The organism is Streptomyces sp. NBC_00647, assembly GCF_045207245.1.
Classification (GTDB): domain Bacteria; phylum Actinomycetota; class Actinomycetes; order Streptomycetales; family Streptomycetaceae; genus Streptomyces.
Genome location: NZ_CP109040.1, coordinates 1,372,658 through 1,392,977 on the forward strand (window position 1 = coordinate 1,372,658; position 20,320 = coordinate 1,392,977).

Consider the following 20,320-nt stretch of genomic DNA (forward strand, 5'->3'; position numbering starts at 1 on the left):
CGTCTACATGACCGTTCCGGCAACCCGGCCACCCCTGTGGGCACTCATCGGACTAGGCGGCTTCGCGGCCGTACTCACGGGAGTCCACGTCCACCGACCCGCTCACCGGTGGCCGTGGTGGCTTCTCGCGGCAGGGCTGCTGGCCTTCTCCGCGGGCGACACCTCCTACAACGTGATGGAGGCGTACTTCAACTTCTCCAACCCGTTCCCGTCCCCCGCGGACGCCTGCTACCTCGTCGTGTATCCGCTCTTCGCCGCCGGGCTGTACGGCCTCGTGCGATACCGCTGGCCGGGACACGACCTGCCGAGCCTGCTCGACGCGCTGATCTTCGCCCTGGCTCTCGCGCTGCCGGTCTGGGTCTTCCTGGTGCAGCCGCTCGCGCACGTGGAGGGCATGACGTGGCAGCAGCGCGCGATCAGCATCGCCTACCCCCTGGGTGACGTCCTCGTACTGGCGATGCTGGCCCGCCTGCTGGCGTCGAGCCCCGGGTCCGGCCGCAATCGCTCCCTGCAGCTCCTCGTGCTGGGCACCACGACGCTGCTCGTCTTCGACATCGCGTACGGCATTCTCCAGCTCAACACGCTGTGGCAGACGGGGACCGCGCTCGACGCCGGCTGGATCGTCTTCTATACGGCCTGGGGGCTCGCCGGGCTGCATCCCTCGATGGTGGAACTGACCCGGCCCGTACCGCGGCAGGAGTCCCTGCGGCCCACACGGCGCCGGCTGCTGATGCTCGCCGCGGCCACCCTCGTGGCGCCCGGCGTTCTGCTGTACGAGGGGCGGCAGGGGACCACGGAGGACGCTGCCGTGATCGCGGTCTTCTCCGCCGCGCTCTTCCTCCTGGTGATCCTCCGGCTGTCCGGGATGGTCAGGGCCCACCGCAACGCCGTGGCGCGCGAGCAGGCCCTGCGCACAGCGGCCGTCTCCCTCGTCGCGGCGACCCGGCCCCTGGACGTCGCCCAGACATGCGACGCGACGGTCAGCGCGCTGTTCGGGCCCAAGGTCGCTCACCGGAGTCTTGTCCTGTCGGCCGAATACGCGGGCGGCCTTGCGACCCGCCGCTCGCACCTGGTGCCCACGGCCGATCTCGGGGAGGACATCGCGAGCAGGCTCGACGGCCTGCCGACCACACTCGTGTGCCCCATGATCCCGCCCGACGAGCCCGCCGGAGAGCTGCCGGGCGTGCTGATGGCGGCGGGCCCGGAGCAGCAACTCAGCGAGATCCAGAGCTCGTTGGAGATCCTGGCCTCGCACGCGGGCCTGGCCGTGGAGCGCATCGCGCTCCGCCAGGAGATCATCCGCAAGGAGAGCGAGGCGTACTTCCGCACCCTGGTGCGCAACGCCTCGGACGTCATCCTCATCATCGAGGAGGACAACACGGTGCGGTACGCGAGTCCGTCCGCGCGAGCCGTCTTCGGCGGGGCGGAGCTGACCGGCGTGCCGCTGCCGGATCTGGTGGACTTCAGCGACCGGCACCGGGTGGGCAAGGGGCTCGCGGCCATGCGGACCGGAGGGGCGTCCGAGACCCACGACCACTGGTGGGTCCTGCGCGACGGCGGGCGCATCGAGGTCGAGGTGCGGTGCAGCGACCTGCGAGAGGACCACACGGTGGGCGGTCTCGTCGTCACGCTGCGGGACGTGACCGAGCAGCGCCGCCTGGAACACGAGCTCACGGAGCGGGCCTTCCACGATCCGCTGACCGGTCTGCCCAACCGGACCCTGCTCCTCGAGCGCATCGAGCGCGCGCTGTTGCGCAGCCGCCGGGGATCGACGCTCACCTGTCTGCTCTTCATCGACCTCGACGACTTCAAGATGGTCAACGACACCATGGGGCACTCGACGGGCGACCACCTGCTGACCGCCGTGGGCGAGCGGCTGTCGGGAGCCCTGCGCCGCACGGACACGGCGGCCCGCCTCGGAGGTGACGAGTTCGCGGTACTCATGGAGGACGCGAAGAAGCCGCTGGACGCCGAACTGCTGGCGGCGCAGGTGATCCAGGCGCTGAGCAGGCCGTTCATCCTTCAGGAGGGCTCGTTGAGCGTGTCCGCGAGCGTGGGCGTGGCCACCGCCAGGGACAGCACGGACGCCGAGGAACTCCTCGGTCACGCCGACCTGGCCCTCTACGCAGCCAAAGCGGCGGGCAAGCGGCAGTGGCGCCGGTTCCAGCCGCGGCTTCGGGTGCGGATGGTGGAACGGCACGATCTGCAGGCACGCCTCGAGGGCGCGTTGGAGCGGTCCGAGTTCACGCTGCGCTACCAGCCCGTCGTCGACATCACCGCGGGCGAGGTCGTCGGATTCGAGGCCCTGGCCCGCTGGCCGCATCCGCATCACGATCCGGTTCCGCCGGACCAGTTCATCGCCCTCGCCGAGGAGACGGGGCACATCACGCCGCTTGGCGCCTGGGTGCTGACCAACGCCACCACCGACATCGCCGGCCTCCAGCGGATGACCGACGAAGCGGACCCGCCGTACATCAGCGTCAACGTCTCCGCCCGCCAGTTCCGGGACACCGGCTTCCTGGGCGAGGTCCGCAAGGCGCTGGAGACGCCGGGACTCGCTCCCGGGTCGCTCCAGCTGGAGCTCACGGAGACGGTGCTGATGCGCCGGGACGCACAGATCCAGGCGATGCTCTATGCCCTCAAGGACCTCGGGGTGCACATCGCGGTCGACGACTTCGGCAGCGGCTACTCCTCGCTGCGGTATCTGCGGGACTTCCCCGTCGACGTGCTGAAGATCGACAAGACGTTCATCGACGACATCGCGCTGGACACCCGGCAGGTCGCCCTCGTCGAGGGCATCGTCAGCCTCGCCGACACCCTGGGCATCCAGGTGATCGCCGAAGGGATCGAGGACCAGGCGCAGCGGGATCTCCTGGCCGGTATGGGATGCCGCTACGGGCAGGGCTTCCTCTTCGCACGGCCCATGACGCTGCAGCAGAGCGAGTTCCTGCTGCGGCAGCGGGACGGGACCCGTGCCCCGGCACGAGCCGTCGGCGCGCCGACGCTCCTCGGGCCGCAGAACGAGCAGACACTGCGGGCTCCCGACCCGGCGCCCGAGGAGCAGCCCGCCCTGTCCGGGGCGACGGAGACCGCCCCGTCCAGCGCGACGGAGACCGACGGCCCCCGCCGCTCCAGACGCTGGCGCGACCTCGAACACCTGCGACAGACCAGCCCCATGAGCGACGCCGTCCTGGACGAGGTGCGCGGACGGCACATCCGCTGCGGGGACCACTGGCTGATCGACTTCGCCTCCTGCAACTACCTCGGCTTCGACTGCGATCCGGAGATCATCCAGGCCATCGAGCCGGCCGTGCGCCTCTGGGGAACTCACCCGAGCTGGTCCAGACTGATCGGCAGTCCGCGCCTGTACCCCGACATCGAGGAACGGCTCGCCGACCTGCTCGGCGCGCCGGACACGCTGCTGCTCCCCACGCTGACCCTGATCCACGCCTCGGTGATCCCCGCCCTGGCGGGCCAGGGCCATGTCTTCGTCGAGGCCACCGCGCACCGGACCGTGTTCGACGGATGCGTGGGGGCCCGAGGACAGGGCGCGACGCTGCAGCGGTTCCACGCCGAACGGCCGGACGAGCTGAACACCCTGCTGAGCGAGGTGCCCAGCGGCCTGCCCCGGCTCGTGTGCCTGGACGGCGTGAACAGCATGAGCGGGAACATCCCCGACCTGCCGAGGCTGGCCGCGGTGTGCCGGGCGCGGGACGCGACGATGTACGTCGACGACGCGCACGGCTTCGGAGTCATCGGGGAGCGCGGCCCGCACGAGTCGTGTCCGTACGGGGATCGGGGCAACAGCGTGGTACGGCACCTCGGAGAGTCGTACGAGGGGATCGTGCTCGTCGGCGGATTCTCCAAGGCGTACTCCTCGCTGCTCGCCTTTCTCGCCCTGCCCACCTCGCTCAAGGAGCGCCTGAAGACCGCCGCGGCGCCCTATCTCTACTCGGGCCCCTCACCCACCGCGTCCCTCGCCACGGCGCTCGCGGGGCTCGACGTCAACGACCGCCGCGGGGACGCCATCCGCGCCGATCTGTACCGCAAGACCGTCCGTGTGCTCGACCACCTGGATGCGCTCGGGGCCGGCACACTCAACACGGACCGTCTGCCGATCATCGAGATCCCCCTGGCCGACGCGGACGACCTGGACGCGGTCGCCGCCTTCCTCTGGGACAACGGCATCTATGTGACCCTGGCGGCCTATCCCCTCGTCCCGCGCGACCGGGTGGGTTTCCGGATCCAGCTCACGGCGCTCAACTCCGACGAGGACGTCGACCGGCTCAACGACGCGCTGAGCCGGCTCTCCGAGCGCTATCAGTTGCGGCCGAGGGACGGAGTCCGCGATGGCGGTCCTCAATGACGACGTGAACTGGGACAGCTGGCCCGTCGAGGACTACCTCGCGGAGAACTACCGCGAGCTGCACCCCGCCGACGCGGCGATCATCACCCACCACTGCGCGTTCTACCGCGAGCTCGCGCCCGGCAGCATCGGCCGGTCCGTGGAGGTCGGGGCCGGCCCCAACCTCTATCCGCTGATACTCGCGTCCGCCGTGAGCCGCCACATCGACGCCGTGGAGGCCGGCGCCTCCAACGCCGCTTACCTGGAACGGCAGTTGAACCGAACCCCCGACCCGAGCTGGCTGCCCTTCCACGAGTTGTGCCGCAGCCTCAATCCCGATGTGCCGGCGACCCTGGAGCGTTCGCTGTCCGCGGTGCGGCTCGTGCACGGCGACCTCAGGTCCCTCGCACCCGGCAACTACGACCTCGCCTCCATGCACTTCGTGGCCGAGGGGGCCACCGAGGACTTCGAGGAGTTCAAGCAGTTCTGCCGCCTGTTCGTCCGCTGCGTCGCCCCCGGCGGGCGTCTGGTCGCCGCCTTCATGGAGAACATGCCCACCTACCGGATCGGCGCCGCGTCACGCTGGCCCGGCTGCCCCGTGGACACGGAGATCATCACCGAGGTGTTCACACCGCTCACCGACGAGCTGACGGTCAGTCACATCCCGTCCGACCCGACGCTGCCGGACTACGGTGACTCGGGAATGGTCGTGCTCACCGGGGTGGCGGCAGACCGTCCCGCGGCGTGAGCCGCGGCACCGGCACGTGGCACATGCGGGGCCCGGGCCGGCGCGGGCGGACGCGGGCGCACTCCCTCCCCACGTCGTACGCCCGTCCCCGCTACCCGAGCTCCAGCGACGTGACCCCATAAGTCCGCTCCCCCGCGAACTCCCTGACCGGCCCGGTGTACATGCGGGCCGTCTCGAAGGAGGGGGTGAGGCCGAGCTTCTCGGCGAGAGCGACGGCCGCCGCGTTCGTCTCGGGCACGTCGATGGCGACCGGCTTCCCGTCCGCGTCGGCGGCGAGCACGGCGAACAGGGCCTCGGCGTCGTCGGCGGTGTCGGCGAACAGGGGCCCGATCCGCAGGGAGTCACGCGCCGGACGGATCACGCCGTAACCGCTCAGCCGGCCGTCCTCGGTGTGCCGGACGACGGTGCGGTGCCCGGGGGCGGTCAGCCATGACTCCAGGAACACCGGCCGGTCGGCGGGGTAGCACGCGCTGTCGTACGCCGTGATCGCCGCGTGATCCGCCGGCTCGGCCGCCCGCACTCCCGACGGCTCCTCCCCCACCGGGGCGACGCCGCCGAACCGGACGGTCCGATAGGCGAGTTCGAAACCGGACTTGCGGTAGTTGCCCTGCTGCGCGACCACTCCGTCGAGTCCTACCGTCCGGCCACCGGCGTGGGCGAGGGCCGTCCGCCAGGTGGCGAGGCCGTAGCCGTGGCCGCGCACGTCGGGGCGTACGAGGTAGAAGCCCAGGAAGGCGTAGTCGGGGCCGTAGTTGACCACCGAGATGGCCGAGACCGGCTCCCCGTCGATGCGTCCGACGAAGAAGCCCTCGGGGTCCTGGGCGAAGAAGCTCGCGCTGTCGGACAGACCGGGGTTCCATCCCTCGTCCGCCGCCCAGCCGCCGACGACCTTCCAGTCGTCCGGCGAGGCCTGGCTGACAACGAGGCCGTCGGGTCCCGGAGAGGTCATGGGGGCACTCCAATGCGTACGGGTCGCGGGGTGCGCCGGCCGGGCGCACGCGCAGCATCCTTACCGATCTCCGTGCCGATCGCAGCGACGAGCACCCGCGCGGGAAGGGATTCGGCCACTTCGGCACAGGCGTCCGCCTCTCCCGGCCGAGTGGTCCTGCTTCCTGCTTCCTGCTCCTACTCCTGCTCCGGCTCCGGTCGACGGGCACGGTGCACCGGCGAGCAGGACATGGAGGAGGCCCCACCGGTCACCCGTCCGGTGGAGCCTCCGGTCCGTGATCGCCGCGGGTCAGCGCACCGCGGCGGGCCGGAACCGGCGGTACAGGACGGCGCCGCCCAGCAGCAGCGCCGCGCTCGCCGCGAGGGCGGGCGCCGTCTGGTCCGTGCCGGTGTGGGCGAGGGAGGCCATGGAGCCGCTGTGCGGCCGGACCTGCCCCGGCGCTCCGGGGTTCGGGTGGGCCACTGGCGGGGCGGGCGGCCGCGGGGCAGGGTTGTCGGGGTGGTGCGGCTGCCAGGGCTTGGCGCCCGAGGTGGTGGCGGACTCGTTTCCGGCGGACGCGTTGCCCAGTCCGACCACGGTCACGGAGTTGCCGCTGACGTTGACCGGGAGGTCCACCGGGAGCTGAAGGCCATTGCCGGACAGCACACCCGGCGAATCCTTTCCGCCACCGTGCGCGACCGCTCCTCCCCCGTTCTGCGCGCCACCCCGGTGAGTGCCGCCGCCGTGCGCGGCACGGTCGCCGTGCCTCACTCCGCCGGACCGGGCGGCACCGTCGCCGTCGCTCCGATGGGCGCAGCGGTTGCCCGCGGCGGGGTTGAGGAGCCCGGCCACGTTCAGCGTGTTCCCGCACACGTTCACCGGAACGTGCACCGGGAGCTGGACAGTGTTGCCGGAGATCAGCCCGGGCGAGCCTGCCGCCGTGCCGTCCGCCGCGGAGTCGGCGTGGGCCGGCATGGCCCCGGCCAGCGCGCCCGAGGCGGCGGCCGCGGCGATCAAACCATTTCGGGTCACCCGTTTCATGGGTTCACTGCCTTCCAGAGCGAGGTCGCGGGCATGCGCCCACAGTGCCTAGAACGCGTGTGAACCATCCGAGTTATGGCTTATCGGCCTTTCACCCCATCGAGCGTCCCGCATTTCGAACGGGTGTGCCTCAGCCTTTCCGGGGGGCGCCGGCGGACAGGGTAAGGCACGGCGGCGGGTTCCGCTCGCCCAGAGGCGTGCCCCTGAGGCCGCGTCTATCGTGATCCGGGAGGTATCGCCGGTCCACCGCGGGCGACCCTGGAGGCATGCATGCTGTCCATGCACCAACGCTTCGCGATCGTGGGAGCCGCGACCGCGGCGCTGACCCTGCTGGTTGCGGGCCTGCCGACGACGGCGACCGCCGACGAAGACCCCGACCTGTCCCGCTTCTACGGGCAGAGGATCACGTGGGCCGCCTGTAAGGGCGAGGGCATGCCCAAGGACCTGCAGTGCGGCAAGATCACCGTCCCGCTGGACTACGCGCGGCCGGACCGCGGCACACTCGACCTGGCCCTGGCCCGCTACCGGGCGACGGGCGACTCACGCGGTTCGGTGCTGTTGAACTTCGGCGGTCCCGGTGGCGCGGGAGTCCCCCAGCTCGCCGCGGGCGGCAAGGACTTCATGGGCCTGACGAACGGCTACGACGTGGTGACCTTCGACCCCCGCGGCGTCGGCCGGTCCTCGCCCGTCAGCTGCGGCGAGGGCATGGACCAGATCTTCGAGGCGACGGACAGCGGCACCGACACCAGCGACGTGCGGGCGGCTCTCGAGGTGGTCAAGAAGGCCGCCGCCGAATGCGCCGAGAACTCCGGCGCCGTGCTCCCCCACATCGGCACCGTCAACGCCGCCCGCGACATGGACGTGATGCGCCAGGCGCTCGGCGACAAGAAGCTCAACTACCTCGGCTTCTCGTACGGAACGCGGCTCGGCGCGGTGTACGCGGCCCGGTTCCCCGAGAAGACGGGGCGGATGGTGCTCGACGGTGTCGACACCCTCACCGAACCGATGACCGAGCAGGGCCTGACAGGTGCCGAGGGACAGCAGACCGCGCTGGACGACTTCATCGCCTGGTGCACGAAGAGCATGGCCTGTCCGTTCGGCGAGGACGCGCGCAGCGCCCGCGACCAGGTGGTCCAGCTCGTCGACTCGCTCGACGCGGAGCCGGTGCCGTCGGACTTCGGCCAGCAGTTCTCCGGCCAGGACCTGGTGGGGGCGATCAGCCAGGCGCTCTACAGCAAGGAGATGTGGCCCACCCTCGAACAGGCCCTCACTCTGCTGATCCAGGACGGCGACACCCACGGACTCGTCCAGCTGTCCGGAGGCGCCTCCTTCCCCGACGCCACCCCGTCCGCCCAGCGGCTCAAGAAGGGGGACGGCGGGCTCGCCGACGTCGAGGACATCCCCCTCGACAATCTCCCCGCCGCCCTGATGGCCATCAACTGCGCCGACGACCCCGACCGGCCCAGCGCCGAGCAGGTCACCCGGCAGGTCGAGAAGCTGCGTGCCGCGTACACGGAGGCCTCGCCCGTCTTCGGCCAGTACCGGCTCACCCAGGTTCTGATGTGCTACGGCCGCCCCAAGGGCACCGACTACATCCGCGACGACGTCCGCGACGTCGGCGGCCCGAAGAAGCTGCTCGTCGGGACCCGTGGGGACCCGGCGACCCCCTACCGCTGGACCCAGGAGACCGCGGAGCGCCTCGGCTCCTCAGCAGTGGTGCTCGACAACAAGGGCGAGGGGCACACCGGCTACGCGTCCTCGAAGTGCGTGCACCGGAAGGTCGACGACTTCCTGCTGTACGGATCGCTGCCGGCCAGCGGCAGTTCCTGCGGCGCGGAGGACACGGACCGGGACTGACCTGCGGTCCGCTGCCCCGAACGGCCGAGGCGGCACCCCCCGGAGGATGACAGAACAGGCGCGGATACGTAACACAGACAAGTCGGTTACAACCTCTCGTACCCCCCGAAGGTCACACTGGGCAGGCGTCGCCTTCATCCGGCCCGCCGGACCCGCACCCGCACGTGCCCACAGCAGGGGGAACATCACCGATGCGCATCCGACCCGTCCTCGCCCTCTCCTCCGTCGCCGCCGCGCTGCTCCTCGCGGTCCCCCAGAGCGGTGCGGCGGCCACGCCGGCCGCACCGTCCGGCGCCCATCCCCCGAAGGCCGCCACGCAGCCGAAGAAGTGCTCGGCGAACACCCTCAGGCTGCGGGCCGAGCAGTCCTCGGACCGCCGCGTGCTGCACCTGCGCGTGACCAACCGGTCGAGCCGCGCCTGCACCGTCGACCGCATCCCCGTCGTCACCTTCGGCAACCTCGACGGCGCGGCCCTGCCGAAGCCCGCCGGGCAGAGCGGTCCGTACCGGATCTCCGCGGGCAGGACGGCGTACGCGTCCGTGCGCACGATCGCCGACCGGTCCGACCCGCAGGCCCGCCGGGTCCGCTCGATCACCGTCTCGGCCGATCCCGCGCGCTTCGGGCGTTCCTTCACCGCGCGCGAACTGGGCGCCGGCAGCACCGTCCTGGTGTGGGAGCCGGTGACGACATGGTGGAAGCCGTCCGCGGCCGCCGCCGACCGGGTACTCGGCCTCCGCTGAGCGATTCCCCCCGGGCCCGCGCGCTCGCACGGCACGGGCCCGGGGGAGGCGGCCCCTGGCCGGCCGGTCGCGCACCCCGCCCGATCCCTGGGGGTTCCGATCGGCGGCTTTCGTCCCCATGGGTTTGACTCTTGGTGTGCGCCGGATGCTCTCGCTGCTGCTCGTCGCCCTCGGTGCGGCCGGGGCGCTGGTCCTCGTCCGCGGCGTCTCGGCGTGGTGGTGGTGCGCGGCTGGCCCGCTGCTGGCGCTGACCGTGCTCGGCTGCTGGGACCTGGGGCAGCGACGTCACGCCGTGCTGCGGAACCACCCCCTGCTCGGCCATCTCCATCTCCGCCTGGAGGCCCTGCGCCCGAGGCTCCAGCGGTACTTCACCGAGAGCGACGACGACGGGCGGCCCTTCGACCGCCAGGTGCGCGCCCTCGTGTACGAGCGCGCCGAGGGCGTCGAGACCGAGGGGCCGTTCGGAAGCGGGCGTGACGTGTACGCGGACGGGCACGAGTTCCTGGAGCCCTCGATGCGTCCGGTCGACGTACCGGACGAGCCGCCCGTCGTCCGGGTCGGCGGCCCCGACTGCACCCAGCCGTACGACATGGCACTGCTCAACGTCTCCGCGCTGAGCTTCGGCGCTCTCTCCTCGAACGCGATCATGGCGCTCAACCGGGGCGCGGCGCTGGGGCGTTTCGCGCACGACACCGGCGAGGGCGGCCTGTCGGACCACCATCTGCGGGGCGGCGGCGACCTCGTCTGGGAGATCGGCACCGGGTACTTCGGCTGCCGCACCTCCGCCGGGGACTTCGAGGCGCGGGAGTTCGCGGACAAGGCCGCGCTGCCCGAGGTGAAGTGCGTTTCCCTGAAACTCTCCCAAGGGGCGGAACCGGGGACCGGCGGGGTCCTGCCGGGGGCGAAGGTGAGCGCCGAGATCGCCCGGGCGCGCGATGTCCCCGAGGGCGAGACCGTGGTGTCACCGCCGTCCCACCGGGTCTTCTCGACCCCACGGGAGCTGGTGCTGTTCATCGCGCGGATGCGGCGGCTGGCGGGCGGGAAGCCGACCGGCTTCAAGCTCTGCGTGGGCTCGCGGCGCCAGTTCCTGGCCGTCTGCAAGGCGATGCTCGCCGAGGGCGTGACGCCCGACTTCATCGTGGTCGACGGTTCCGAGGGCGGCACGGGGGCCGCGCCCCCGGAATACGCCGGCACCTTCGGCGCGCCCCTGACCGAGGGCCTGATCACGGTGCACAACGCGCTGGTCGGCACCGGGCTGCGCGACCGTGTCCGGATCGGGGCGAGCGGCAGGGTCGCCACCGGCTCGGACATCGTCAAGCGGCTCCTCCAGGGCGCCGACTACACCAACGCGGCCCGCGCGATGATGCTCGCCCTCGGCTGCGTCCAGGCCCAGCGCTGCCACACCAACGCCTGTCCGGTGGGCGTGGCGACGCAGGATCCCCTCCGGGCCCGCGCGCTGGACGTGGCCGACAAGTCCGAGCGGGTACGCCGCTATCAGCGGGCGACCGTGCTCAGCGCGAGCCGGATCATGGCCGCGATGGGCGCACGGGATCCCGGCGACCTCACGCCCCACCGTCTGCTGCGGCGCGTCGGCCCGACGGCCCCGCGGTCGTACGCCGAGCTCCACGAGTGGCTCGCGCCCGGGGTCCTGCTCGCCGGGCCGCCCTCGTCCTGGGCGGCGGACTGGGCCGCCGCCGATCCGGACTCCTTCTGAGCGTCGGGGGGGCAGCGGCGGGGTCAGAAGTCGACGGGGTCCCGCACGATCGGGCAGGTCATGCAGTGTCCGCCGCCGCGCCCTCGCCCCAGCTCGGCCCCGACGATGGTGATGACCTCGATGCCGGCCTTGCGCAGCAGGGTGTTGGTCTGGGTGTTGCGGTCGTAGGTGAACACCACGCCGGGCTCCAGGGCGACGGCGTTGTTGCCGCTGTCCCACTGCTGCCGTTCGGAGGCGTAGATGTCGCCGCCCGTCTCGACGACCCGCAGTGCGGACAGTCCGAGCGCCTTGGCGACGACATCGGTGAAGGGACGTGAGCCCTCGTCGGTGAGTTCGACGCCGGGGGCCTTGTCGCTCGGCCGCAGCGAGAAGGTGTGGACCGAGTTCATGATGGCCGGATACAGGGTGACGAGGTCGCGGTCGGCGAAGGTGAAGACGGTGTCGAGGTGCATCGCGGAGCGCAGTTTCGGCAGGCCCGCGACGATGACGTGCTCGGCCGCGCCGTTCTGGAACAGGGCGGCCGCGACCTGGCTGATGGCCTGCCGTGAGGTGCGCTCGCTCATGCCCATGAGGACGACGCCGTTGCCGACCGGCATGATGTCGCCGCCCTCGAACGTCGCCTGGCCCCAGGTGAGTTCGGGGTCGCCCCACCAGACGGTGGAGCCCACGTAGTCCGGGTGGAAGGAGTAGATCGCCTTCATCAGGAGCGTCTCGTCGTGGCGGGCCGGCCAGTAGAGCGGGTTGAGGGTGAGGCCGCCGTAGAGCCAGCACGTGGTGTCGCGCGTGTAGAGGGTGTTGGGCAGCGGTGGCATCAGGTATTCGCGCACACCGGTCGATTCACGGGCGAGGCCGAGATAGCCGGAGCGGAACTCGTCGGGCAGGTCGGCGGTGGCCAGTCCGCCGATCAGGTACTGGGCGAGGGCAGCGGGTTCGAGGGACTCCAGGAAGGCCCGGGTGGTGTCGACCAGGCCGAGTCCGACCTCGTTCGCTGTGATCTTGCGGTCCAGGAGCCAGTCCTTCGCCGCGGGGAGCGCCATGGTCCGGGCGAGCAGGTCGTGCAGTTCCACGACGTCCACGCCGCGTCCGCGCAGCTTGTTGACGAAGTCGGCGTGGTCCCGCTGGGCGTTCTCCACCCACATCACGTCGTCGAACAGCAGGTCGTCGGAGTTGGTGGGGGTGAGCCGGCGGTGGGCCAGGCCGGGTGCGCAGACCAGGACCTTGCGCAGCCTGCCGACCTCGGAGTGGACGCCGTACGCCGGACGGCTCGTGGTGTCTTGACTGGTCACGGTGTGCCTTTCTCCAGGTCGGAGGCTGACGGGTCAGAGGCTGATCCAGCCCAGCGCCAGGGCGACGATCCCGAGGACGGCACCGGCGATCGAGATGACGAGGATGACGACTTCGCGGGGCGAGAACGGCGCTCTGCCCTGCTCGCGTCGCGCCATCACGAACAGCACGGTGGCGGGCGCGTAGATGATGAAGGAGACGAGGATGAACCTCAGTCCGGCCGCGTAGAGCAGGAACGCGGTGTAGACGGTGGCGAGGGAGGCGACGACGAGGTCGCCGCCGAACCTGCCCCGGGTGATCTTCACGGCGAAGGCCGCCGCCAGCAGGAACGGGATGAGCGTCAGGGCGCTGGTCAGGTCGAGCGCGAAGTTGAAGGCGTCGTCCGAGAACAGCGTGACGACCAGGAAGACCTGGGAGAGCAGAGTCGTCAGGAGCAGCGCGGGCACCGGGACGTCGGCGGCGGTGGAGCGGGACAGGAAGCGGGGCATGTCCTCGTCCTTGGCCGCGACGAACAGCACCTCGGCCGCCATCAGCGTCCAGGCGAGGTAGGCGCCGAGCACCGAGACGATGAGGCCGACGCTGACGAAGACCTGGCCCCAGGTGCCGACCGCGCTCTCCAGGACCCCGGCCATCGACGGCTGCCTGAGCTCGGCGATCTCCGCCATCGGCATCAGCCCGTACGACACGATCGTGACCGAGGCGAAGATGGCGAACACGCTGAGGAAGCCGAGGACGGTCGCCCGGCCGACGTCCTCGCGGCGTCTGGCGTGCCGGGAGTAGACGCTGGCCCCCTCCACTCCGAGGAACACGAACACCGTGGCCAGCATGGTGCCCTTGACCTGCTGGAAGAGAGAGCCTGCGTAGTCGGCGCCGCCCCAGTTGTCGGCGAAGACCTGGGGCTTCAGATAGAAGAGCGCCAGGATGATGAAGACGAGGATCGGCACGATCTTGGCCACGGTGACGATGCGGTTGATGGCCGCCGCTTCCTTCACCCCGCGCCGGATGAGGAGGAAGAACGCCCACAGGCCGACCGAGGAGAGCACCACCGCGAGGACCGTGTCCCCGTCGCCGAGCGCGGGCGCGATCGCCCCGATGGTCGACATGATGAGCACCCAGTACGTCACGTTGCCCACGCAGGCGCTGGCCCAGTAGCCGAAGGCCGAGAAGAAGCCGAGGTACTCGCCGAAGCCCGCCTTCGCGTACGCGTAGACGCCCGCGTCGAGGTCCGGCCTGCTGATGGCGAGCCGCTGGAAGACGAAGGCGAGCATCAGCATGCCGGTGCCGGCGACGGCCCAGGCGATCAGCGCGCCGGCCACGCCCGTCTCCTCGGCGAACCGCCGCGGGAGGGAGAACACACCGGCGCCGACCATGGAGCCGACGACCATCATGGTGAGGGTGATCAGCGTCAGCTTGGCAGCCGGTGGCGCCGGAGTGTCCGTGTCGGCCTGCGTCATGGGCGTCCTGCGGAGACGGGCATCGTCGTGCGGGACCACGATGCGGGGCAAGGTCATCTGGCGACCCGAGCGACACTAACAACCAATTGCCCTGAATGCCCGATAAGAGGCGACAGATAAGCGGACCCAGCACTTTCGTCCATGGCGGGATCCATGTGGCGCGAAAGGCATCACCGGGGTACTGCCTTATTGATCTATCCGGCCGACAATCGGATCAGAGGGACGGAACGATCCCGAGTTGTCGTCGGAGAGGTGCGCATCGCGTGAGCGAGCTGTTGGGTGTGGCGGTACTCGGTGCCGGACATATGGGGGCCGACCATATACGTCGTCTCGACCAAGGAGTGAGCGGTGCCAGGGTCGCCGCCGTGGCGGATCCCGACACCGATCGCGCCGCGGAAGCGGTGGCGGGCATCGACGGTGTCTCGGTCCACGCCGAGACGGCGTCCGCGCTCGACGCGCCCGGCGTACGGGCCGTACTGATCGCATCCCCGGGCCCCGCGCACGAGGAGGCGCTGCTCGCGGCCTTCGCCCGGGGTCTGCCGGTGCTGTGCGAGAAGCCGCTGGTGCCGGAGTCGGCCGGGGCGCTGCGCGTGGTGGAGGCGGAAGTGCGGCTCGGACGGCGGCTGGCGCAGGTCGGGTTCATGCGCCGGTACGACGCCGAGTACCAGCGCCTCAAGTCCCTGCTGGACAGCCGCCGGCTGGGCCGCCCGCTGATGCTGCACTGCACGCACCGCAATGTCGCCTCGCCGCCCGGCTTCACCTCGGCGATGCTGGTGAACAGCTCCGTCTCGCACGAGATCGACGCGGCGCGCTGGCTCCTGGGCCAGGAGCTCACCGCGGTGACCGTGCTGCGCCCCCAGCCCTCCGCGAACGCCCCCGAGGGACTGGTCGACCCCCAGTTCGTCGTGTTCGAGACGGCCGGCGGCGCCCTGGTCGACGTCGAGGTCTTCGTGAACTCGGGGTTCGGATACCAGGTGGGGTGCGAGGCGGTCTGCGAGGCGGGGACCGCGCGCATCGGGGACGAGCGCGGCCTGGCCGTGACGACGGCGGGCGGCAGGCACGAGGACGTCGCCCAGGACTACCTCGTCCGCTTCGCCGACGCCTACGACCGCGAGGTACAGGCCTGGGTGGACGCCACCCGGGCCGGCCGGGTCACCGGACCCGGCGTCTGGGACGGGTACGCGGCGTCCGCCGTCGCCGAGGCGGGTGTCCGGGCGCTGGAGAACGGCGGCCGGGTGACCGTCGACCTGGCCCCGCGCCCGGACCTCTACGCCTGATCAGCCGCTGACGCTCGCGGCACCCGTCTCGAGGTGGCCGGTGAACCGGCGCGACCAGCTCGCGTCGGAGCCGACCGTGATCGTGAAGTCGTACCAGCCCTCCTGATACGCCACCGCGTTGAAGTAGTCCTCCGTCGAGCCGCCCGCGGCGACGGTGTACGTCCAGGGGCCGTCGGAGCGGTAGTGGTTCGAGGCGACGGTGAACGTCACCGGGGAGGCGGAGGAGTTGGTCATCCTGAAGTAGACGGCCGTCTTCCCGGTGCCGGGCTCGGTCGCGTACCGCACACCGACCTCGGCCGACCTGCCCGCCTTCGTCGCGTCTCCCTTGAAGCGGCGCAGGAAGCGGTTGGGGCCGGTCATCGTGAAGTCGTACTTGCCGTCGCCGTAGCCCGTGCCGATGTTGAAGGAGTCGGAGGCGGTGCCACCCGCGTCGACCGTGTACTGCCAGGGCACGGTGTCCCGGTAGGCGTTCGGATGGAGGGAGAAGTGCGCCGCCCTCTTGGCCGGGGCGCCCTGGTTGGCCATGGTGAACCAGGCGAGGATCCTGCCGGTCGCGCCGAACTCCAGGTGGTCCAGGAAGCCGTTGGGCTGATACGGCAGCGCCCGGGCGGGCCGGGTTCCGGGCTCCTGCGCCGGCTGCGCGTTGGTGGTCGGCACAGGGTTGGGCAGCGGACCGCAGGTGGCGTACCCGATGACGCTCGTCGCGGGGAGCGACACGGCCCCGTGGACCGGGTGCGCGAAGTCGAACACCCCGGTCAGGTCACCGGTGACCCTGCGGCGCCAGGCACTGATGTTGGGGCAGGCCGCGGGCTTGCCGAGAGCTCCGGTCCAGGTCTCCAGGAACCGCAGGACGGAGGTGTGGTCGAAGACCTCCGAGGAGACCCAGCCACCGCGCGTCCAGGGCGAGACGACGAGCAGCGGGACCCGGAAACCCAGGCCGTACGGAACGCCGTTCAGGTACTCGCCCGCGGTGCCGGCGGGTGGGGCGGGCGGCGGCACGTGGTCGAAGAAGCCGTCGTTCTCGTCGTAGTTGAGGAACAGGACGGTGGAGCCGAAGACGTCCGCGTCGGCGGCGAGCGCCTTGTACACCAGGTCGACGAAGTGGGCGCCGTCGCCGGGTGGGGCGTACGGGTGCTCCGAGGAGGCCTGGTCGGCGACCACCCAGGACACCTGGGGCAGGGTTCCGGCGACGACGTCGGCCCTGATGGCCGCGCCGATGTCGTCGGGCGTGGAGCCGGTGGTCTTCGGGACGGAGGCCATGCCCCGGTCGTGGAGCGGGTCGCCGGCCCGGGCGGCGGCGAACTTCTTGAAGTAGGCGCAGCCGTTGTCGCCGTAGTTGTCCTGGGCGTTCTGGTAGACCTTCCAGCTCACACCCGCCGCCTGGAGAGCCTCGGCGTAGTTCTGCCAGGTCAGGCCCGACTCGTCGCCGCCGTCGTGGCTGGAGCCGTCGACCTTGCCGCTCCACAGGTAGGTGCGGTTCGGCCCGGTGGCGCTGAGCGCGGAGCAGAAGTAGGCGTCGCAGATGGTGTAGTTGTCGGCGAGCGCGTAGTGGAACGGGATGTCGGAGCGGTCGAGGTAGCCGAGCGACCGTACGTTGCCGACGCCCGAGACCCAGTTGTCGAGCCGCCCCTTGTTCCAGGCGGCGTGCTGCGAGGACCAGGAGTGCGGGAGGTCGCCGCTGCACTGGGCGAGGGTCTCGCCGTCCTTGCCGCCCGCCGCGGGCGTGGAGCTGAGTTTCCAGGGGTACTGCCTGCTCTGGCCGTTGGGCTGGTTGAAGACCGAGTACCCGCCCGGCAGCGCGATACCGCTGCGGTCGTCGAAGCCCCGGACCCCCTTGAGCCGCCCGAAGTAGTGGTCGAAGCTGCGGTTCTCCTGCATCAGGATGACGACGTGCCGTACGTCCGAGATCGTGCCGGTCGCCGTCGCCGCGGTGGCCGCGGCCACCGCGGGACGCGAGCCGGCGCCCGTCGCGACTCCCGCCGCCACGGATGCGCCGAGCCCCACAAAGCCTCTTCGGCTGATCGGTGTCATTCGCCCGCCCTCGTCACTGGGTGGGTGCCCCTGTGGCACACCGCGAGCCAGCGTGCACGGGACGTTCGCCGAGGCTCAACCGGTGCGGTGAGGCCTGGATGAACAGCGGTCGAACCTGTTCGCGCGGGCCACGAGTCGTCCGTCGCCGCTCAGTGCCGCAGGTGCGCGTTCGCACCCTGCACCGCACCCCCGGCCCCTGTACCCCCGGCGCCGAGCCGCCTGGCACCGCCGGCACGGTCATCATTCCGTAACTACTTATCGCGACCGTGATAGGCTCTAACGCAGGTGGCGCTCCTTCGCACCCCGTCAGCCCAGAAGCCCACCAGCCCGCCCGTAGACCCGCACCCGACACGAAGAGGCGATGACATGGCCGCAGACCCCCGCACCGGGACGGGCCCGCGCGACCGGTTTCGCGCGCAGGTCCAGCAGGAAGTGAAGACGGCGGCACTGCGCCAGCTGGCCGAGGGCGGCCCTGAAGCGCTGTCGCTCAACGCGATCGCCAAGCAGCTGGGCATGACCGGACCCGCGCTCTACCGGTACTTCGCGAACCGCGACAGCCTGCTGACCGAGCTCGTCGTCGACGCCTACGGGGACCTGGCTTCGACCCTTCGGCGCACCGCCGAGGCGTGCACGGCGGACGCGGTCACCCGGCTGACCGAGCTGGTCCGCGCCTACCGGCTCTGGGCGCTGGCCGAGCCGCACCGTTACCGCCTGCTCTTCCGGGCCCCGCTCCAGGGGTACGACGCCCAGTCCACCAGCTTGGTCGAGGCCTCTCAGCCCGCCATGACCGTGCTCCTCGACGCGGTGAGCGCCCTCGCCGAGCCGGGCACGCGGGTCCCGGAAGACGCGGCCGCGCAGTTCGGCGAGTGGCGCGAACGCCACGGCTTCGAGGACACGTCGGAGGCGGTCGCCGTGCGCTCCACGATGCTGTGGGCCCATCTGCACGGCCTGGTCGGCCTGGAGATCGAGGGCAACTTCACCTCGATGGGCATCGATCCGTCGTTTCTCTACGAGACCGAGGTGAAGGACTTCGTGCGCTGCCTGTGAGGCGGCGGGCGATCGGAAGAGATTCCCGAGCCCGAGGACTCGCACACATGCCCCTCGAACAGGAGAATGAAGGCAGGGCACGAGTAGGCGATGGGGACCTCAAGTCACGTACGGTGTCTACGACTTGACCCCGTACGACACCTACCGCATCGGGACCACTCGCCCGGTCCGGGAGGACTGCGGCATATACCAGAAGCACCACCGTATCGGGTGTTGCCAAATCCCTTACAGCGCGTCGCGGGCTGTGCGACAGTCGTAACGGTCCTTCCGTCAGCCTAGGTCGTACCGTTCCCGCATCGGAGTACGTCATGCCCTCCCATCTCTCTGCGGACCGCCCCGCCGCTCAGCCGCCCCCCCGGCGCGGCACGGTCGACGCGCTCATCTCGCAGACGCGGCACCTGCGCGGTGAGGTGGACGCCGTACGGCGTGAGGCACCCGTCGACGACGAGGACGCGCAGGGGCGCTGGCAACGGGCGCTGTGCAATCTGGCGCTCCATCAACTGAACGACCTGGACGAGCACTTGGCTCAGCTGCGGGACGGACCGCCGGCCGTGCCCGTCCAGCCCACGGACACCCCCGCCGCCCTGTCCGTGCCCGCCGCACCCCGGCGCGGCTCACTGCTGAGCCGGGTCGGCAGCGCCGAGTGGAACCTGCTGACGGACGAGGCCAGTTGGTCCGGTGAGCTCTACCAGATCCTGGGCCGGGACGCCTCCGCTCCCCCGCTCACCCTCGACGAACTCCCCTCCCTGGTCCTGGACGAGGACCGGCCGATGCTGACGACGATGGTCACCGACTGCCTCATCGACGCCAAGCCCATCGACGGAGAGTTCCGCATCGTGCGCCCCGACGGCGGAGTGCGGACCGTGCACATGATGGGTGAACCCGTCCTGGACGCCGACGGCAGCACCGCCTCGATGTGGGCCGTGCTGCGCGATGTCAGCGAACTGCGCCGCAGCCAGCGGACGGTGGGGCGGACCCGTGAATCGCTCCAGCGTCAGCAGCACGTCGCCGAGACCGAGCACCGGCTCGCGGTCGAGCTCCAGGAGGCCGTGCTGCCGCCTTGGCGCGGCTCCCTGCGGTTCCCGCGCCAAGGGCCCGGGGCCCTGGACGTGGCCGCCCACTATCTGCCGTCCTCGACCAGCGCGCTGATCGGCGGAAACTGGTACGACGCACTCGAACTCCCCGACGGCGAGACCCTGTTGAGCGTCGGCGACCTCACCGGTCAAGGGGTCACCGTGACCTCGGGCATGGCGATGCTGCTCGGCGCCCTGCGCGGTATGGCCGTGGCGGGCACTCGGCCGGGGCAGCTCCTCTCCTGGCTGAATCAACTGCTCGACGCCACCGTCCAGCCCGCCCTGGGCAGCGCCCTCTGCTGCCGCTACCGGCCCGAGACCCGCACCCTCAGCTGGGCGCAGGCGGGACACCCCGCCCCGCTGCTGTTCCGCGACGGGACGGGGCGTGCGCTGGCCGCACCGGAGGGCGTCCTGCTCGGAGCCACCTCCGGCGCCGTCTACGGGCAGGCCGAAGAGACCCTCCACGTCGGCGACGTGCTGCTCCTGCACACCGAGGGACTGGTGCCCCGGCGGTCGGGGTCCCCTGGTCCGGACAAGACCGGGAGCGGGGGAGGAACGACGGCCGCACGGAGCCTGCTCGACCTGGCCCCGCGCTTCGACGGGGCCCGAACGGCTCAGGACTGTGTACGGATGGTTGTCGAGGAGTTCGGCGAGACCGAGCGCGAGGACGACGCCTGCGTGCTCATCGCCCGGATCGGATCCTGACGTCGGGGACTGATGACACCCTTGCCCGACGCCGGCGGCCGACGACAGAGGGAGTCGGCCGGGATCGGCCGCTGAC

General features: G+C 71.1%; 13 protein-coding genes. 8 read left to right on the plus strand and 5 right to left on the minus strand.

Annotation, left to right across the window (positions count from 1 at the left end):
• The first annotated feature begins 7 nt into the window (after positions 1 to 7).
• Both OG788_RS06075 and OG788_RS06080 read left to right on the plus strand, forming a co-directional pair.
• A complete protein-coding gene (locus OG788_RS06075) occupies positions 8 to 4,366 on the plus strand; it encodes an aminotransferase class I/II-fold pyridoxal phosphate-dependent enzyme (RefSeq protein ID WP_406376682.1) in 4,359 nt (1,452 codons plus the stop codon).
• A complete protein-coding gene (locus OG788_RS06080; RefSeq protein ID WP_406369426.1) occupies positions 4,350 to 5,093 on the plus strand; it encodes a class I SAM-dependent methyltransferase in 744 nt (247 codons plus the stop codon). Before OG788_RS06075 ends, OG788_RS06080 begins: the two co-directional genes overlap by 17 nt.
• 91 nt (positions 5,094 to 5,184) lie before the next feature.
• On the opposite strand, the gene OG788_RS06085 is transcribed toward OG788_RS06080, so the two are convergent.
• Together OG788_RS06085 and OG788_RS06090 are read right to left on the minus strand one after the other, a co-directional pair.
• Entirely contained in the window at positions 5,185 to 6,042 is an 858-nt protein-coding gene (locus OG788_RS06085) for a GNAT family N-acetyltransferase (RefSeq protein WP_406369427.1), read from the minus strand.
• 288 nt (positions 6,043 to 6,330) lie between these two features.
• Entirely contained in the window at positions 6,331 to 7,062 is a 732-nt protein-coding gene (locus OG788_RS06090) for a chaplin (RefSeq protein ID WP_406369428.1), read from the minus strand.
• Between the two features lie 270 nt (positions 7,063 to 7,332).
• On the opposite strand from OG788_RS06090, the gene OG788_RS06095 reads away from it, so the two are divergent.
• The 3 genes from OG788_RS06095 to OG788_RS06105 all read left to right on the plus strand — a co-directional run bounded on the left by OG788_RS06095 (position 7,333) and on the right by OG788_RS06105 (position 11,373).
• On the plus strand, positions 7,333 to 8,919 hold the full coding sequence (locus OG788_RS06095; RefSeq protein WP_406369429.1) for an alpha/beta hydrolase: 1,587 nt from the start codon (positions 7,333 to 7,335) through the stop codon (positions 8,917 to 8,919).
• Between the two features lie 191 nt (positions 8,920 to 9,110).
• Positions 9,111 to 9,659 carry a DUF4232 domain-containing protein gene (locus OG788_RS06100; protein ID WP_406369430.1) on the plus strand — a complete coding sequence of 183 codons (549 nt, stop codon included), beginning with the start codon at positions 9,111 to 9,113 and terminating at the stop codon, positions 9,657 to 9,659.
• A 145-nt stretch (positions 9,660 to 9,804) separates the two neighbouring features.
• Entirely contained in the window at positions 9,805 to 11,373 is a 1,569-nt protein-coding gene (locus OG788_RS06105; protein ID WP_406376683.1) for an FMN-binding glutamate synthase family protein, read from the plus strand.
• 23 nt (positions 11,374 to 11,396) lie between these two features.
• On the opposite strand, the gene OG788_RS06110 is transcribed toward OG788_RS06105, so the two are convergent.
• Positions 11,397 to 12,659, minus strand: coding sequence for an arginine deiminase (locus tag OG788_RS06110; protein ID WP_406369431.1), 1,263 nt, complete (start codon positions 12,657 to 12,659; stop codon positions 11,397 to 11,399).
• 33 nt (positions 12,660 to 12,692) lie between these two features.
• The gene (locus OG788_RS06115) at positions 12,693 to 14,111 is read right to left on the minus strand and encodes a basic amino acid/polyamine antiporter (RefSeq protein ID WP_406376684.1); all 1,419 of its coding nucleotides are present in this window, start codon (positions 14,109 to 14,111) and stop codon (positions 12,693 to 12,695) included.
• 263 nt (positions 14,112 to 14,374) lie between these two features.
• Here OG788_RS06115 and OG788_RS06120 point away from each other — a divergent pair, with 263 nt between their 5' ends.
• A complete protein-coding gene (locus OG788_RS06120) occupies positions 14,375 to 15,388 on the plus strand; it encodes a Gfo/Idh/MocA family protein (protein WP_406369432.1) in 1,014 nt (337 codons plus the stop codon).
• Here OG788_RS06120 and OG788_RS06125 read toward each other — a convergent pair whose 3' ends face one another.
• Positions 15,389 to 17,419 carry a phosphocholine-specific phospholipase C gene (locus tag OG788_RS06125; protein ID WP_406369433.1) on the minus strand — a complete coding sequence of 677 codons (2,031 nt, stop codon included), beginning with the start codon at positions 17,417 to 17,419 and terminating at the stop codon, positions 15,389 to 15,391.
• Between the two features lie 366 nt (positions 17,420 to 17,785).
• Between OG788_RS06125 and OG788_RS06130 the strand changes: the two genes are divergently transcribed.
• On the plus strand, positions 17,786 to 18,466 hold the full coding sequence (locus OG788_RS06130) for a TetR/AcrR family transcriptional regulator (protein ID WP_406369434.1): 681 nt from the start codon (positions 17,786 to 17,788) through the stop codon (positions 18,464 to 18,466).
• A gap of 308 nt (positions 18,467 to 18,774) precedes the next feature.
• The gene (locus tag OG788_RS06135; RefSeq protein WP_406369435.1) at positions 18,775 to 20,244 is read left to right on the plus strand and encodes a PP2C family protein-serine/threonine phosphatase; all 1,470 of its coding nucleotides are present in this window, start codon (positions 18,775 to 18,777) and stop codon (positions 20,242 to 20,244) included.
• Positions 20,245 to 20,320: the final 76 nt, after the last annotated feature.

What these genes read in the sequence shown, in the direction of transcription:
- OG788_RS06095 (WP_406369429.1), top strand. Translation starts at nt 7,333, where the DNA reads ATGCTGTCCATGCACCAACGCTTCGCGATCGTGGGAGCCGCGACCGCG.
- OG788_RS06090 (WP_406369428.1), bottom strand. Translation starts at nt 7,062, where the DNA reads ATGAAACGGGTGACCCGAAATGGTTTGATCGCCGCGGCCGCCGCCTCG.
- OG788_RS06105 (WP_406376683.1), top strand. Translation starts at nt 9,805, where the DNA reads ATGCTCTCGCTGCTGCTCGTCGCCCTCGGTGCGGCCGGGGCGCTGGTC.
- OG788_RS06085 (WP_406369427.1), bottom strand. Translation starts at nt 6,042, where the DNA reads ATGACCTCTCCGGGACCCGACGGCCTCGTTGTCAGCCAGGCCTCGCCG.
- OG788_RS06080 (WP_406369426.1), top strand. Translation starts at nt 4,350, where the DNA reads ATGGCGGTCCTCAATGACGACGTGAACTGGGACAGCTGGCCCGTCGAG.
- OG788_RS06075 (WP_406376682.1), top strand. Translation starts at nt 8, where the DNA reads ATGACCGTTCCGGCAACCCGGCCACCCCTGTGGGCACTCATCGGACTA.
- OG788_RS06115 (WP_406376684.1), bottom strand. Translation starts at nt 14,111, where the DNA reads ATGACGCAGGCCGACACGGACACTCCGGCGCCACCGGCTGCCAAGCTG.
- OG788_RS06125 (WP_406369433.1), bottom strand. Translation starts at nt 17,419, where the DNA reads ATGACACCGATCAGCCGAAGAGGCTTTGTGGGGCTCGGCGCATCCGTG.
- OG788_RS06135 (WP_406369435.1), top strand. Translation starts at nt 18,775, where the DNA reads ATGCCCTCCCATCTCTCTGCGGACCGCCCCGCCGCTCAGCCGCCCCCC.
- OG788_RS06130 (WP_406369434.1), top strand. Translation starts at nt 17,786, where the DNA reads ATGGCCGCAGACCCCCGCACCGGGACGGGCCCGCGCGACCGGTTTCGC.
- OG788_RS06100 (WP_406369430.1), top strand. Translation starts at nt 9,111, where the DNA reads ATGCGCATCCGACCCGTCCTCGCCCTCTCCTCCGTCGCCGCCGCGCTG.